Source organism: Streptococcus sp. CF4-3 (assembly GCF_024295385.1).
Classification (GTDB): domain Bacteria; phylum Bacillota; class Bacilli; order Lactobacillales; family Streptococcaceae; genus Streptococcus; species Streptococcus infantis_I.
The window spans coordinates 115,707-131,693 of the sequence record NZ_JANCPN010000002.1 but is presented as its reverse complement, the minus strand read 5'-3'; the positions used below and the strand labels follow the sequence as shown (position 1 = coordinate 131,693).

General features: G+C 39.2%; 16 protein-coding genes and 1 riboswitch. Of the genes, 12 read left to right on the top strand and 4 right to left on the bottom strand.

The window, feature by feature from the left end:
* Positions 1–108 precede the first annotated feature (108 nt).
* Together NML75_RS02105 and trkA are read right to left on the bottom strand one after the other, a co-directional pair.
* On the bottom strand, positions 109–1,548 hold the full coding sequence (locus NML75_RS02105; RefSeq protein ID WP_254733617.1) for a TrkH family potassium uptake protein: 1,440 nt from the start codon (positions 1,546–1,548) through the stop codon (positions 109–111).
* 3 nt (positions 1,549–1,551) lie between these two features.
* Complete coding sequence (gene trkA, locus NML75_RS02100; RefSeq protein ID WP_254733616.1) at positions 1,552–2,901, bottom strand: Trk system potassium transporter TrkA; 1,350 nt, start codon at positions 2,899–2,901, stop codon at positions 1,552–1,554.
* Between the two features lie 425 nt (positions 2,902–3,326).
* Here trkA and NML75_RS02095 point away from each other — a divergent pair, with 425 nt between their 5' ends.
* The 12 genes from NML75_RS02095 (at position 3,327) to NML75_RS02040 (ending at position 13,546) form a co-directional block, all read left to right on the top strand.
* Positions 3,327–3,830: a tRNA (cytidine(34)-2'-O)-methyltransferase gene (locus NML75_RS02095; protein ID WP_004251940.1), complete on the top strand. Its 504-nt coding sequence runs from the start codon at positions 3,327–3,329 to the stop codon at positions 3,828–3,830.
* A 53-nt stretch (positions 3,831–3,883) separates the two neighbouring features.
* Positions 3,884–4,102, top strand: a riboswitch (FMN riboswitch).
* A gap of 148 nt (positions 4,103–4,250) precedes the next feature.
* Positions 4,251–4,814: an ECF transporter S component gene (locus NML75_RS02090; protein ID WP_070677069.1), complete on the top strand. Its 564-nt coding sequence runs from the start codon at positions 4,251–4,253 to the stop codon at positions 4,812–4,814.
* Positions 4,804–5,454, top strand: coding sequence for a phosphatase PAP2 family protein (locus tag NML75_RS02085; protein ID WP_070677070.1), 651 nt, complete (start codon positions 4,804–4,806; stop codon positions 5,452–5,454). The genes NML75_RS02090 and NML75_RS02085 overlap by 11 nt, the downstream gene beginning before the upstream one ends.
* Before the next feature lie 27 nt (positions 5,455–5,481).
* Positions 5,482–5,880: a chromosome partitioning protein ParB gene (locus tag NML75_RS02080; RefSeq protein ID WP_070677071.1), complete on the top strand. Its 399-nt coding sequence runs from the start codon at positions 5,482–5,484 to the stop codon at positions 5,878–5,880.
* 362 nt (positions 5,881–6,242) lie between these two features.
* Positions 6,243–6,668, top strand: coding sequence for a 50S ribosomal protein L11 (rplK, locus tag NML75_RS02075; protein ID WP_001085808.1), 426 nt, complete (start codon positions 6,243–6,245; stop codon positions 6,666–6,668).
* Between the two features lie 96 nt (positions 6,669–6,764).
* Positions 6,765–7,454 (top strand): 50S ribosomal protein L1, encoded by a 690-nt coding sequence (gene rplA, locus NML75_RS02070; RefSeq protein WP_254733615.1) that lies wholly within the window; start codon positions 6,765–6,767, stop codon positions 7,452–7,454.
* Between the two features lie 203 nt (positions 7,455–7,657).
* Positions 7,658–9,358: an acetolactate synthase large subunit gene (locus NML75_RS02065; RefSeq protein WP_254733614.1), complete on the top strand. Its 1,701-nt coding sequence runs from the start codon at positions 7,658–7,660 to the stop codon at positions 9,356–9,358.
* Positions 9,351–9,827, top strand: coding sequence for an acetolactate synthase small subunit (gene ilvN / locus NML75_RS02060; protein WP_223333610.1), 477 nt, complete (start codon positions 9,351–9,353; stop codon positions 9,825–9,827). The genes NML75_RS02065 and ilvN overlap by 8 nt, the downstream gene beginning before the upstream one ends.
* Before the next feature lie 65 nt (positions 9,828–9,892).
* On the top strand, positions 9,893–10,915 hold the full coding sequence (ilvC, locus tag NML75_RS02055) for a ketol-acid reductoisomerase (RefSeq protein ID WP_004251959.1): 1,023 nt from the start codon (positions 9,893–9,895) through the stop codon (positions 10,913–10,915).
* A gap of 80 nt (positions 10,916–10,995) precedes the next feature.
* The gene (gene ilvA, locus NML75_RS02050; protein ID WP_254733613.1) at positions 10,996–12,246 is read left to right on the top strand and encodes a threonine ammonia-lyase IlvA; all 1,251 of its coding nucleotides are present in this window, start codon (positions 10,996–10,998) and stop codon (positions 12,244–12,246) included.
* A gap of 82 nt (positions 12,247–12,328) precedes the next feature.
* Positions 12,329–13,225 carry an SPFH domain-containing protein gene (locus tag NML75_RS02045; protein ID WP_004251962.1) on the top strand — a complete coding sequence of 299 codons (897 nt, stop codon included), beginning with the start codon at positions 12,329–12,331 and terminating at the stop codon, positions 13,223–13,225.
* A 105-nt stretch (positions 13,226–13,330) separates the two neighbouring features.
* Positions 13,331–13,546, top strand: a complete 216-nt coding sequence (locus NML75_RS02040; protein ID WP_004251963.1) for a capsule biosynthesis transcriptional regulator — start codon at positions 13,331–13,333, stop codon at positions 13,544–13,546.
* A gap of 82 nt (positions 13,547–13,628) precedes the next feature.
* Here the strand turns inward: NML75_RS02040 and NML75_RS02035 are convergent, their stop codons facing one another.
* Together NML75_RS02035 and NML75_RS02030 are read right to left on the bottom strand one after the other, a co-directional pair.
* A complete protein-coding gene (locus NML75_RS02035) occupies positions 13,629–14,369 on the bottom strand; it encodes an amino acid ABC transporter ATP-binding protein (protein ID WP_036756958.1) in 741 nt (246 codons plus the stop codon).
* Positions 14,369–15,934, bottom strand: coding sequence for an ABC transporter substrate-binding protein/permease (locus tag NML75_RS02030; RefSeq protein ID WP_225750674.1), 1,566 nt, complete (start codon positions 15,932–15,934; stop codon positions 14,369–14,371). Before NML75_RS02030 ends, NML75_RS02035 begins: the two co-directional genes overlap by 1 nt.
* Between the last annotated feature and the right edge of the window lie 53 nt (positions 15,935–15,987).

The following is a 15,987-nucleotide window of genomic DNA, read 5'->3' as shown; positions in this document are numbered from 1 at the left end:
TTTTTCCCAAGTGTTATTTTTTGACTCTCAACTGTCTTTTAAAAATCTTATCAACAGAAAAAAACATCCCTCAAAAAATGAGGGATGTGCTTTTTGATAATAACATTGCTAACGCTTAGACCAGGTTCGCTTCATAAAGAGTAATATGATTGGATAAATTTCAAGACGTCCTGCAATCATTGCAAAGGATAGGAGGAGTTTTGAAAATGGACTAAAAATTGAGAAACTTGCAGTTGTTCCGAGAATTGGGCCGATATTGTTAAAGCAACTGAAAACGGCACTCGTAACAATCATTAAATTGTCAGCATCTAAACTGATAATGAAGATTAAACTGAGTAGAATCATGACGTAAACTACAAAGTACTTGAGAATCTTGTGCTGGGTATCCTTATCAATTACTGTTTGGTTAACATGGAGAGTTAAAACACGGTGAGGTGATATGGTAGACAAAAATTGATTTTTAGCAATTTTAGCTAGAATAACTCCACGCATCACTTTGAGACCACCAGCAGTAGATCCAGCAGAACCACCAATCGCCATCAGCATCAGTAGGATATACTGAGAAAATAAAGGCCAATTTGTAATGTTTCCGTAACCGAAACCAGTTGTCGTAATGATATTAGAAACTTGGAAGAAGGCCATCTCAAAACTTTGTGAAACGCCACTATAAAGGTGGAGTGTATTGAGAGTAATTAAGCCGGTAGAAACAACGACAATCAAGAGATAAGCACGAAGCTCCTCATCGAAAAAGAATTCCTTGACTCGACGAAGCATGAGATAGTAGTAGAGGTTGAAGTTGACACCAAACATCAAGACCCCAACACTCGTCAGATAGGTAATGAGAGAACTATTATAGTGGGCGATTCCATCATTGTAAACAGTGAAACCACCAGTCCCAGCAGTTCCCATAGCGATGACAAAACTGTCGTAGAGTGGCATACCAGCAAGATAATAAATCACTACAAAGAGGGCGAACATTGCCAGATACAGGATGTAGAGGATTTGTGCTGTATTTTTTAGCTTAGACACAACCTTACCAAATACTGGTCCAGGGACCTCGGCCTTCATAACCTCTAAGTGACTGTTTTTTGCATTGTCCATGATAGCTAGGGCAAAAACCAGCACCCCCATCCCTCCGATAAGGTGAGTAAAACTCCTCCAAAATAGAAGGGAACGGCTTAAGACAGAAACATCATTTAAAATGGTTGCTCCCGTTGTTGTGAAGCCAGAACTAATCTCAAAGAAGGCGTCTATCATATTGGGAATTTGTCCTGAAAAGACAAATGGAAGGGCACCAAAGAATGACCAGAGAATCCAACAGAGAGCTACAATTAAGACCCCTTCTTTTGCATAGATTCGCTGTTTTTTAGGCTTACTGATAATTCCCAGAAGACCTAGAACAACAAGGATTCCGATGGTAGAGAAAAGAGCTGTAAAAACTTGACTCGATTCTCGATAATAAAGAGCAATGCTAACTGGAACTAAGAGTAGACCAGCCTCGATCAAGAGTAGCTTTGCAAGAAGAAATCGTACCATACTTCTATTCATAGCTTACCTCTCTAACAGATCATAGATCTTGGTGATATTTGATAATAGTGTGATGACAACTAACTTATCACCGACTTGAAGGCTATCTTCACCTGTGGGGAAGATTGTTTTTCCATTGCGAATAATAGCAGCAATTAAAATATCTTTTTTGAGTTTCAATTGAGACAAAGGTTTACCAGTCATCTTGTTAGCTTCCTTGATAAGGAATTGAAGAGTCTCAACCTGTCCATTTGCTAGGTGGTGCATCGCTTGAAGATCTGAATATTGGGCATTGGCACGACCATGGATAAAGTGCATAATCGTATCAACAGCGATGGTTTTTGGTGTGATGATACTAGAAAACTCAGGCGCATGGATAATCTCTAAGAGACTAGTTCGATTGACCTTAGTGATGTTTTTCTGAACACCCACACTATCCAAGAACATAGATGTAATAATGTTTTCTTCGTCAACTCCAGTAAGGGTTGCGACCGCATCGTAGTGTTGGGCACTTTCTTCTAGGAGAATATCTTTTGCAGTTCCGTCCCCTTGTACAATATAGAGTTTTGGATATTTTTGACTGAAAAAGGCAGCTCTTTCAGGATTGACCTCAATAACCTTGGTATCGATACGACTGTCTTTTAACATACCTAAGAGATAGTAAGCAATTTTCCCAGCTCCTATGATGAGTAAACTCTTAACAACTCTGGACTTAATATAGTTGTGGAAGAGCATCATATCGACACGATGTCCTGTCGCAAAGATACGGTCTTTATCTTCTAAAATCATATCTCCACTAGGAATCATGAGTTTGTGGTCGCGTTCGATAGCACAGACAATAACATTGCCAAACTTTTTACGGAAATCAGCAATAGACATCTGACAAATATTACTGAAATTTCGTACCTTGAATTCCATTAAGCTGACTAATCCACCTGCAAAACGCTCAACAGAAAGAGCATTGGGGAAGTCTATAATATTAGCGATAGCACGAGCTGCTAGGAGTTCAGGGTTTACAATGAGTGAAAATCCAAGAATATTTTTTTCTTTAAAGTAAGGGTTGGAATATTCAGGATTTCGTACACGAACAATGGTTTCCTTTGCTCCCATTTTTTTGGCTAAAACAGCCGAAACCATATTGACTTCGTCGTATTGAGTCATGGCAATGAAAATATCACAATCTTGAACATTGGCTGCTTCTAACATAGCAAAGTCAGCTCCGTTACCTGCGATTCCCATAATATCAAAACGGCTGGTCAAGTATTTTAGAACAGTTTCGTTCTGTTCAATTAAGACAACATCATGGTTGTCAGCAACCAGTGAACGACAGAGGGCAGAACCTACTTTTCCCCCTCCGACAAGAATAATCTTCATAGTTAGTTAACCTACTTTTTCAATATGTCTCTATCATACCTTTTTTTAGAAAAAAATGCACTCAACAACCGACTGTTTCCTTCTTTAATAAAGGGATTAGGGGAATTCGAATAAATATTTTGCTTTAAACATCATATGCTTATGAAAAAAACTTGTTCAGAAAATTCTTAATCTATGTAAATTCTATGATATTGCTTGCTGAAAGTTGAAATTTTAACTTTTGTAAATATGCTTGTAAAAAAAATGAAAAAATCAAGTCATTTCTATTGACAATCAGGCTGAAAGTGTTATACTAAAAAAGTAGTTTCGCTGATTTACTTCAAACCTGTTGTGAGGTAAGTTAACGATGCCTTAACCACGCTGTTTGCTGAGCTTGACTCCGGGCAGTGTGGCTATTTTTTTGCACTAGTGAGAGGAAGCAAGGCATGGCCAATCATATTGTATTGTTTGAACCACAAATTCCACAAAATACGGGAAATATTGCACGAACCTGTGCGGCGACGAATGCGCCCCTTCATATTATCAAACCGATGGGCTTTCCGATTGATGATCGTAAAATGAAGCGAGCCGGGCTAGACTATTGGGACAAACTTGAGATCTATTTTTATGATAGTTTAGATGAATTTATGAAAAAAATGGATGGTCAAGTCTACTTGATTTCCAAGTTTGCAGAAAAGGTCTATTCAGATGCTGACTTCACGATAAAAGGAAACCATTATTTTCTTTTTGGACGTGAAGATAAAGGTTTGCCTGAGGAATTTATGCGGGAACATCCTGAAAAAGCTCTCAGAATTCCTATGAATGATGAACATGTTCGTAGCCTCAATGTATCCAATACAGTATGTATGATTGTCTATGAGGCCCTTCGTCAACAAAATTTTGCGGGTCTCGAACTGGTTCATACTTACGAAACGGATAAGTTGAAATAAACACTGATAAGAGATAAAATGCTTGCGCTTGCAAGCTTTTTTTGTTATCATTAGAAGGTCTTCAGGGCAGGGTGTGATTCCCGACCGGCGGTAAATTTGACTAGCTATTTTAGCATTCTCTTCGTTGTCTTGTCTCGATATACTTTAAGTATTATCTTCGACTGCGACGTCTAGATAAATCTAAAATATCTTAGCCAAATAAGTCCGCGAGCGCAAGCTGATGTGGTGAGATTCCACAACCGACAGTATAGTCTGGATGGGAGAAGACGAAAGGATGGCTTTGTCTATGCTGCTTCATTATAATAGAAATAAAACCAGTTTCTTTGTAAGCTTAGGTTGTTTTTTGAGATAGTTAAGAGAGTAGATAGAGAGAAACTTTCCAACTTCTTCTGATTTTATAGAAAATTGGAGGAACCTGTTATGACAAACACACGTCGACTTTCGACCATTGCAATTTTATCAGCACTTTCATTTGTGTTGATGTACTTTGACTTTCCGCTTCTACCGGCAGCACCCTTTTTAAGGGTTGAGTTCAGTATCTTACCAGTTCTTGTAGGTTTGGTAGTCTTGGATTTACCAGCGGCTTTAGGAGTACTATTCCTTCGGTCCTTGTTGAAAATCCTTTTGAACAATCAAGGAGTTAGTACCTACATTGGTTTGCCGATGAATATCGTAGCCTTAGGAGTCTTTGTTCTTGCTTTTGGTCTGATTTGGAAAAAAGAGCGTACAACCATGCGTTTTGTCCTAGCTTCATTAGCAGGGACGATTGGTCTTACTTTAGCCATGTTAGTTCTAAACTACGTTTATGCTGTACCTTTGTACGCAAAATTTGCTAACTTCGATATAGAGAATATTCTAGGACTTAGTAATTACTTGTTGGCAATGGTCTTACCATTTAATTTGATTGAAGGAGTCATCTTTGCCATCTCATTCTGGTTATTATTTGTCCTCTTGAAACCAACTTTGAAATACTATGAAAGATAAACAAACATATTTAACAAAGGGCTCTTTTGCCCTTTTACTATTTGTAATTCTGGGTTATGTCGTTAAGTTTTATCCAGAACAATTGATACCATTTGATTCGTCTATCCAGACAGCAATCCGTGGAGATTTACCAGCTATATTGACAACTATTTTTCGAGGGATTACTCGTCTGATTGACATACCAATCGTTATTTCTTGGGCAATTCTATTGACTGTTATTTTTTATCTGAAAAAGTGGAAGTCAGAAAGCCTTTTAGTAGCTGGCAATCTTAGTTTGGCTGGAATTTTAATTGTGTCCTTAAAACACCTCTATCAACGTCCGCGACCTGAAATTTTACACTTGGTCGAAGAAAAAGGATTTTCTTTCCCTAGTGGTCACTCGCTAGCAGTAACCCTCCTAATCGGTTCTCTAATTATCATTGTGGGACAGAGAGTGAAAGATAGGACTGTAAAGCTCATTCTCCAGATTTTACTGGGAATCTATCTAGTAAGCGTAATCATTTCCAGAGTCTATCTGGGAGTTCATTACCCATCAGATGTTCTTGCCAGTCTCTGTCTGGGTCTTGGAATTCTATTCATTGAATTCCCATTTTATGACAAACTTCGCTTTCAATGGCGCTTTACAGGCAAGCAAAAGTAGTTATTAACTCTTCTTGAGGAGATAAAAATGAAAGTCAATATTACAGATCTTCATCCGACTCAACTATACTTATCAGAAAAGAAGTTGCATTATATCCAGATGCTTTATCACTCGGTAGAGAGGCCAAATATAAACCCAATTAGTGTTCTTGCATCTGGAGATTGTTTGCTGATTACAGATGGGCATCACAGAGCTTACCAAGCTTTGTTAGCAGGTCAAAATACGATTTCTGCTGAGTGGGATAAAGATGGTGGTGATGAACTATATCATCTCTATATGCAAGCTTGCGAGGAAAGAAAGATTTATTCTATTCTGGATTTAAAAAATCATATCTTGCCTGAAGATGAGTATGAAGCAAAATGGTACAACTGGTGTAATGGTTTTAATCAAGCAGTAACTCTCTTATTGAAAAGGAAGTTAAAGTGAAACAAATCATTCAAATAGATAGTTCTTTGATTTCAATCACGCCTCCAGACAATGTTTTGAACCCTTGGATTTGTAGAAAGTGGAAGTGCTGAAAAAGGGACAAGCCTGTACTTAAAACTGGACTCCTACTAAATTTAGTATCCCTTATAATCGCTCAAAACAGAGCGGTTTTTTATTTGTAGTTCAGGACTCTTTCACAAAAGAAATGACAGTCAAATTCAGTAATAAATTTTCTCTAAAATTAGAATTTTTCTCTTGCATTTGAGATAGATTAGTGTATAATAGTAGGGTATGTGTAAAACATACTTGTGGGAGGTAAAAATCTCTAAATTACCGCCAAAACCACAAAGGAGGATTTAAAAATGGCTAAAAAAGTCGAAAAACTTGTAAAATTGCAAATCCCTGCTGGTAAAGCTACACCAGCTCCACCGGTTGGACCTGCTCTTGGTCAAGCTGGTATCAACATCATGGGATTCACAAAAGAGTTCAACGCTCGTACAGCTGATCAAGCTGGTATGATCATTCCAGTTGTTATCTCAGTATACGAAGATAAATCATTTACTTTCGTTACTAAAACACCACCAGCTGCTGTTCTTTTGAAAAAAGCTGCAGGTGTTGAAAAAGGATCAGGTACACCTAACAAAACTAAAGTTGCTACAGTTACTCGTGCACAAGTACAAGAAATTGCAGAAACTAAGATGCCAGATTTGAACGCTGCAAACATTGAGTCTGCAATGCGTATGATCGAAGGTACTGCTCGTTCTATGGGATTCACTGTTGTTGACTAATCAATAACTTCCCTATATAACCCGCAAGACTTCATCATTTCGAGAAGTGACGTGGGAGATGAAAATCGATTGAACCACTTACAAGGAGAATAGAAAATGGCTAAAAAAAGCAAACAACTTCGTGCTGCTCTTGAGAAAATCGACAGCACAAAAGCATACAGCGTAGAAGAAGCTGTAGCTCTTGCAAAAGAAACTAACTTTGCAAAATTTGACGCAACTGTAGAAGTTGCATACAACTTGAACATCGACGTGAAAAAAGCTGATCAACAAATCCGTGGAGCAATGGTATTGCCAAACGGTACTGGTAAAACAGCTCGCGTTCTTGTATTTGCACGTGGTGCAAAAGCTGAAGAAGCTAAAGCTGCTGGTGCAGACTTCGTTGGTGAAGACGACCTTGTTGCTAAAATCAACGACGGTTGGTTGGACTTCGACGTAGTTATCGCTACACCTGACATGATGGCTCTTGTTGGACGTCTTGGACGTGTCCTTGGACCACGTAACTTGATGCCAAACCCTAAAACTGGTACTGTAACAATGGACGTTGCTAAAGCAGTTGAAGAGTCTAAAGGTGGTAAAATCACTTACCGTGCTGACCGTGCAGGTATCGTACAAGCTATCATCGGTAAAGTTTCATTTGAAGCTGACAAGTTAGTTGAAAACTTCAAAGCATTCAACGAAACAATCCAAAAATCTAAACCAGCTACTGCTAAAGGAACTTACGTAACAAGCTTGACAATCACAACTACTCAAGGTGTTGGTATCAAGGTTGACGTTAACTCACTTTAATAAGTAAAAAATCAAAAGGTTGGGACATTTTGTCTCAACCTTTTTTCTATTAAAAGGTAAAAATACGTATAAACTTTCTAATCTATTTGATATTGTAAAGTATCTAGATAGAAAATTCAGAAAATTGTTTCTTTTGTCTTGAAAATTTTTGAAAAAATGGTATTATAGAAACAAGTCATTTTTAGAGAAGAGAAAGGGGAACGATGGAGAAACTCATTTTAGACTCACCAAAGTCAGGTTCGGAACTCGTTTTGGAAACGCTCCGTGACCTAGGAATCGATACGATTTTTGGTTATCCAGGCGGGGCTGTATTGCCTTTATATGATGCTATTTATAATTTTAAAGGCATCCGCCATATTCTAGGTCGCCATGAACAAGGTTGTCTTCATGAAGCAGAAGGTTATGCTAAATCAACAGGGAAACTTGGTGTCGCAGTCGTCACAAGTGGACCAGGAGCTACCAATGCCATTACTGGGATTGCAGATGCTATGAGTGACAGTGTTCCCCTTTTGGTCTTCACAGGTCAGGTAGCAAGAGCGGGAATCGGTAAGGATGCTTTCCAAGAAGCAGATATTGTTGGTATTACCATGCCAATTACCAAGTACAACTACCAGGTTCGAGAGACGGCGGATATTCCACGTGTGATTACAGAGGCTGTGCACATTGCGACTACCGGTCGTCCAGGACCAGTTGTTATTGACTTGCCAAAAGATGTTTCAGCTCTTGAAACGGACTTTGTCTATTCTTCAGAGATAGATTTACCAAGTTATCAACCAACTCTAGAACCTAATGAGATGCAAATCAAGAAGATCTTGAAGCAACTCTCTAAGGCTAAGAAGCCAGTTTTGTTAGCTGGTGGTGGTATTAGCTATGCAGAGGCTGCTGCGGAGTTAAATGAATTTGCAGAGCGTTATCAAATTCCGGTTGTGACAAGTCTTTTGGGACAGGGAACAATTGCAACTAGCCATCCACTGTTTTTGGGAATGGGTGGGATGCATGGTTCCTTTGCAGCTAATATTGCTATGACAGAAGCTGATTTTATGATTTCGATTGGGTGTCGTTTTGATGACCGTTTGACTGGTAATCCTAAGACATTTGCGAAGAATGCCAAAGTAGCGCATATTGATATCGATCCAGCAGAGATTGGTAAGATTATCGCTGTTGATATCCCAGTTGTTGGTGATGCGAAAAAGGCCTTGCAGCAGTTGCTAGCGGAGCCAATCGTTCGTAACAATACTGAAAAATGGATTGAAAAAGTTACCAAAGATAAGAATCGTGTTCGTTCTTATGATAAAAAGGAACGTGTCGTCCAACCACAAGCAGTTATTGAACGAATTGGTGAATTGACTAAGGGTGATGCCATTGTCGTAACTGACGTCGGACAACACCAAATGTGGACAGCTCAATACTATCCATACCAAAACGAGCGTCAACTCGTAACTTCAGGTGGACTAGGAACCATGGGATTCGGAGTTCCTGCAGCTATCGGAGCAAAAATTGCTAATCCAGATAAGGAGGTCGTGCTCTTTGTCGGTGATGGTGGTTTCCAAATGACCAATCAGGAATTGGCAATCTTGAACATCTACAAGATTCCAATCAAGGTCATCATGCTTAATAACCATTCACTTGGGATGGTTCGTCAATGGCAAGAAGCCTTCTACGATGGTCGAACATCAGAGTCAGTCTTTGACAGCCTCCCAGATTTCCAATTGATGGCTCAAGCCTATGGAATTAAGAATTATAAATTTGATAATCCTGAAACCTTAGAGAAGGATTTGGAAGTCATCTTGGAAGATGTACCAATGTTTATCGAGGTAGATATTTCTCGTAAAGAGCATGTTTTACCAATGGTACCAGCTGGTAAGAGTAATCATGAGATGTTGGGGGTGAAGTTTAATGCGTAGAATGTTAACAGCCAAACTTCAAAACCGGTCAGGAGTTCTCAATCGTTTTACCGGTGTTTTGTCTAGACGCCAAGTCAATATTGAGAGTATCTCGGTAGGTGCAACAGAAAATCCTAATGTGTCTAGAATTACCATTATCATTGATGTTGCATCGAATGATGAGGTGGAGCAAATCATCAAACAACTCAACCGTCAGGTCGACGTGATTCGTGTCCGTGATATCACAGATAAACCGCACTTGGAGCGCGAAGTGATTCTGATCAAGGTCTCAGCGCCTGCAGAGAAGCGAGCAGAAATTTTAGCTATTATCCAGCCTTTCCGTGCAACTGTTGTTGATGTGGCTCCGAGCTCCATTACTGTTCAGATGACTGGGAATGCGGAAAAGAGTGAAGCTTTGATTCGGGTTATTCGACCATACGGTATCAAGAATATCGCTCGGACGGGAGCAACTGGATTTACCCGCGATTAAAAATCCAACCTAAATTTGTTAATCTAGCCTATCAGGCAATAAATAATAGAAAAGAGAGAAAAACTATGGCAGTTCAAATGGAATACGAAAAAGATGTAAAAGTAGCAGCGCTTGATGGTAAAAAAATCGCTGTTATCGGTTATGGTTCACAAGGTCATGCTCACGCTCAAAACTTGCGTGATTCAGGTCACGATGTGATCATCGGTGTTCGTCCAGGTAAATCTTTTGATAAGGCAAAAGAAGATGGTTTTGATACTTATACAGTAGCAGAAGCAACTAAATTGGCTGATGTTATCATGATTTTGGCACCAGACGAAATCCAACAAGAATTGTACGAAGCAGAAATTGCTCCAAACTTGGAAGCTGGGAATGCAGTTGGATTTGCCCATGGTTTTAACATCCACTTCGAATTCATCAAAGTTCCTGCAGATGTAGATGTCTTCATGTGTGCTCCTAAAGGACCAGGACACTTGGTACGTCGTACTTACGAAGAAGGATTTGGTGTTCCAGCACTTTACGCTGTATACCAAGATGCTACAGGAAATGCTAAAGACATCGCTATGGACTGGTGTAAAGGTGTTGGTGCAGCACGCGTTGGTCTTTTGGAAACAACTTACAAAGAAGAAACTGAAGAAGATTTGTTTGGTGAACAAGCCGTTCTTTGTGGTGGTTTGACTGCCCTTATTGAAGCTGGTTTTGAAGTCTTGACTGAAGCTGGATATGCTCCAGAATTGGCTTACTTTGAAGTGCTTCACGAAATGAAACTCATCGTTGACTTGATCTACGAAGGTGGATTCAAGAAAATGCGTCAATCAATTTCTAACACAGCTGAATACGGTGACTACGTTTCAGGTCCACGTGTGATTACTGAACAAGTTAAAGAAAACATGAAAGCCGTTCTTGCGGACATCCAAAATGGTACATTTGCTAATGACTTTGTCAACGACTACAAAGCTGGACGTCCAAAATTAACTGCCTACCGTGAACAAGCAGCTAACCTTGAAATTGAAAAGGTTGGTGCAGAATTGCGTAAAGCAATGCCATTCGTTGGTAAGAACGACGATGACGCATTCAAAATCTACAACTAATTTTTGAGAATAAAAATAGAAGGCGAGTTGGGGGGTACCTAACCCGCTTTTTATCTTGAAAAAGAATCAAGGAGAAGATTATGCTTAGTGCAAAAGATGTGGTGAAGGCCCACAAGGTTCTGAGTGGTGTCGTAGCCAATACACCACTTGACTACGATCATTATTTATCAGAAAAATACGGAGCTAAAATTTATCTCAAAAAAGAAAATGCTCAGCGAGTCCGCTCTTTTAAAATTCGTGGAGCTTATTATGCCATCTCACAATTGACTAAGGAAGAACGTGAACGTGGAGTAGTGTGCGCATCAGCGGGAAATCACGCTCAAGGTGTTGCTTACACTTGTAACGAGATGAAGATTCCTGCAACAATCTTTATGCCAATTACAACGCCTCAACAGAAAATTGGGCAGGTTCGTTTCTTTGGTGGAGATTTTGTAACTATCAAATTGGTAGGAGATACCTTTGATGCTTCGGCCAAGGCAGCTCAAGACTATACAGTTGTTGAAAATCGTACGTTTATTGATCCTTTTGATGATCCCTATGTTCAAGCTGGTCAAGGAACAGTGGCTTATGAAATTTTAAAAGAAGCGCAAAAAGAATCCATTGATTTTGATACCGTCTTGGTGCCTGTAGGAGGTGGAGGACTCATTGCAGGAGTTTCTACTTATATAAAGGAAACGAATCCGGCTATTGAAGTTCTGGGTGTAGAAGCTAACGGAGCTCGTTCCATGAAGGCAGCATTTGAGGCTGGAGGTCCGGTTAAACTCAAAGAAATTGATAAGTTTGCAGACGGGATTGCTGTGCAGAAGGTTGGACAATTGACCTATGAAGCAACCCGTAAAAATGTTGAAACGCTTATCGGAGTGGATGAAGGTTTAATCTCTGAGACCTTGATAGATCTATACTCTAAACAGGGGATTGTAGCTGAGCCTGCAGGTGCTGCTAGTGTGGCGGCCTTGGAAGTACTGTCAGATTATATAAAGGGTAAGACTATTTGTTGTATTATCTCTGGAGGAAATAACGATATCAACCGTATGCCAGAGATGGAAGAGCGTGCCTTGATTTATGATGGCATCAAGCATTACTTTGTGGTAAACTTCCCACAACGTCCAGGAGCACTTCGCGAGTTTGTAAATGATATTTTAGGACCGAATGACGACATCACACGTTTTGAGTATATTAAACGTGCCAGCAAGGGAACAGGACCAGTCTTAATCGGTATTGCTCTTGCTAACAAGCATGATTATGCGGGCTTGATTCACCGAATGGAGAAATTTGACCCGTCTTATATTAACTTGAATGGAAATGAAACTCTATATAATATGCTTGTTTAATATCCTATAAAATTTTTATCATATCATTTGCCTAACCTATATACGAGTGCTATAATGTAAGTGAAGAAAGGGGGAGATTCCCATGGTTTTACAAGTTTTACTTGTTCTAGTGATTCTAATGCTTATTGTAGGAGCTATGTTAGTGAGCTCTGTTTATGTCGTTCGTCAACAGTCTGTTGCAATTATCGAACGATTTGGTAAGTATCAAAAGTTAAGTAATAGTGGTATTCATCTACGGGCACCATTTGGCATTGACAAAATTGCAGCTCGTGTGCAGCTACGCCTTTTACAAAGTGAGATCGTGGTTGAAACCAAAACCCAAGATAACGTTTTTGTGACTATGAATGTCGCAACTCAGTATCGTGTAAATGAGTTAAACGTTACAGACGCTTACTATAAATTGATGAGACCTGAAGCTCAAATCAAATCTTATATTGAAGATGCATTGCGCTCATCTGTTCCTAAGTTAACTTTGGATGAATTGTTTGAGAAAAAAGATGAAATTGCATTAGAAGTTCAAAAACAAGTAGCGGAAGAAATGTCAACGTATGGGTATATTATCGTTAAGACGCTCATTACCAAAGTTGAGCCGGATGCAGAAGTCAAACAATCAATGAACGAAATTAATGCTGCCCAACGTAAGAGAGTGGCAGCTCAAGAATTGGCTGAAGCAGATAAAATTAAGATCGTTACAGCGGCAGAAGCTGAGGCAGAAAAAGATCGCCTCCATGGTGTGGGGATCGCAGAGCAGCGGAAAGCAATTGTTGATGGACTTGCTGATTCTATTAAAGAGTTAAAAGGAGCCAATGTCGAATTAACTGAAGAACAAATTATGTCAATCCTACTAACTAATCAGTATTTGGATACATTGAATAATTTTGCAGATAAACAAGGAAATAATACAATATTCTTGCCAGCAAATCCTAATGGAGTTGAAGATATTCGAACCCATATATTATCAGCTTTGAAAGCTAAATAATTATAATCTTAACGCAATAACTTTATTAATATATGTGTTTCAATTGACAAATACTATAAAAACATATAGAATGAAGTTGCGTAAAGAAAAAAATAGGAGAATAACATGGCTAAGTCTAACTTTGAAAAAGTAGAAGCAGTTGTTAGCTGGGTTCGTGATAAGAAGATCACAGGGTATCGTATTTCTAAGGAAACGAATGCGCGTGAGATGTCTATCATTGCTTTGGCTCAAGGACGTGCAAAAGTTAAAAACATTTCCTTTGAAACAGCCCTCGGCTTAATTGATTTCTACAATAAAAATCATGAAAAATTTGAAGATTAGTCTTTGGATATAGGCAGGTTCGAAAAGAATCTGCCTTTTAATTTTTTGGAATATAAAAAGACTGCAATGGCAGTCTTTTTTCTTATCGAAGATAGCGTTGTAAAAATTCTCTTGTACGTTCTTCTTTGGGATTAGTAAATAGGTCTTCTGGTTTGCCTTCTTCTGCAATGACACCCTTATCCATAAAGATGACACGGTGTGATACATCGCGAGCAAATTCCATTTCGTGGGTTACGACGATCATGGTCAAGCCTTCTTGAGCTAAATCTTGCATGATTTTGAGAACTTCACCGACCATTTCAGGGTCAAGGGCTGATGTAGGCTCATCAAAGAGAATGGCATCAGGATTCATGGAAAGTGCACGAGCAATAGCAACACGCTGCTTTTGCCCACCAGAAAGTTGTTTAGGTTTAGCTAGCCAGTAACGTTCTCCCATGCCAACTTTTTCAAGGTTCTCTTTAGCGACTTTCTCTGCTTCTGAGCGATCACGTTTGAGTACAGTTGTTTGGGCAACGATTGTATTTTCAAGCACGTTTAGATTTTCAAAAAGGTTGAAGGACTGGAAGACCATTCCTAGTTTTTCTCGATAGTGAGTGAGGTTATAGCCTTTTTCGAGGACATTTTCACCGTGATAAAGGATTTTACCTTCAGTGGGTGTTTCAAGTAAGTTGATAGAACGTAGGAAGGTTGATTTACCACTACCAGAACTACCGATAATTGAAATAACTTCTCCTTTATGGATAGTGAGAGAGATATCTTTTAGAACCTCGTTTTGTCCATAGGATTTTTTGAGGTGTTTGATTTCAAGAATGGGTTGATTCATTATTTCAAATCCTCCGTTTGCATTTGGTTAGCACCTGTAGTGTAAGTATCCATATCCATCCGTTTTTCGATATAGCGTAGGATACGTGTTACTGTAAAGGTGAGGACAAAGTAGATAACTGCGATAATAGTAAAGGTTTGGAAGTACTGGTAAGTCTGTGTTGCTACCGTATTTCCTGAGAAGTAAAGTTCTACAACAGAGATAACATTCAATACAGAAGTATCCTTGATGTTGATGACGAACTCATTACCAGTAGCAGGTAGGATATTTCGAACTACCTGAGGTAAAACAATCTTACGCATGGTTTGATTATGAGTCATACCAAGTGCAGTAGCTGCTTCAAATTGTCCCTTGTCAACAGCTAGGATACCACCACGAACGATTTCGGTCATGTAAGCACCGGTATTGATAGAAACGATAAAGATAGCAGCCAGAGTACGGTCTAGGTTGATTCCGAAAGCCTGGGCAGTTCCATAGTAGATAACCATAGATTGTACAATCATAGGAGTTCCACGGAAAATTTCAATATAGATATTGAGAATCCAACCAACTATATTTTGAATGACGTATATAAATTGATTTTCAGATTGAGGCGCAGTACGGAAAACACCGATAGCAAGACCAATAACGAGACCAACGATGGTACCGATAATTGAAATTAAAAGTGTGATTCCAGCACCACGCAAGAGTTGTTGCCAGTTTTCAGTTAGAATTTTAGCAACTTGGCTAAAGAAATTACTGCTGTTTTCTTCAGTAGTTGTAGCTTCTACAGGTTGCTCTTTAATCATACGGTCCATTAGGGCAACTTGTTCATCTTTAGAGATGGTTTCGATGCTAGCATTGATTTGGCTGATACGTTCGTCATCCTTACGAAGACCGATAGCGATAGAGGTATCTTCTTCCCCGGTTTTAAAACCAGGTTCAGGCTGAATCATTTTGAACTTTGCATTTGCTGACTCAGCAGTTAGGGCTTCTGGTCGTTCAGAAACATAAGCGTCAATGACACCAGCTTCAAGAGCTTGACGCATTTGAGCGAAATCCCCCATGGCAGTTTCTTTTTTAGCGCCTGGAATTTGAGAAATCAAGTCGTAAAGGTAAACCCCTTGTTGAGAAGTGATTTTTGCATCTTTAAAATCATCTAGTGTTTTGGCGTTTGCATAGGCAGAATCTTTTTTGACTAAAAGTACTGGTTCACTGGTATAGTAACTGCTTGAGAAGGCAATTTCTTGCTTACGTTCAGCGGTTGGACTCATACCTGCAATAATCATATCAATCTTACCAGAAGTAAGGGCTGGAACAAGTCCTTCCCATTTTGTTTTTACAATGAGTGGTTCTTTACCCAGATCTTTAGCGATTTTTTTTGCAATTTGAACATCGTAACCGTTAGCATATTGGTTTGTTCCATCAATCTTGACAGCGCCGTTACTGTCGTCATCTTGAGTCCAGTTAAATGGTGCGTAAGCTGCCTCCATTCCGATGCGTAAATATTCATCGGCTTGGACCTGGCTAACTAGTCCTAGAGTAAGGGCTAAGCTAGCAAGGATAGATAAGCATAATTTTTTCATGTTTTCTCCTATTTCTAGTCTAAAAATGGCTCCCTCTATTGTATCTAAAAATG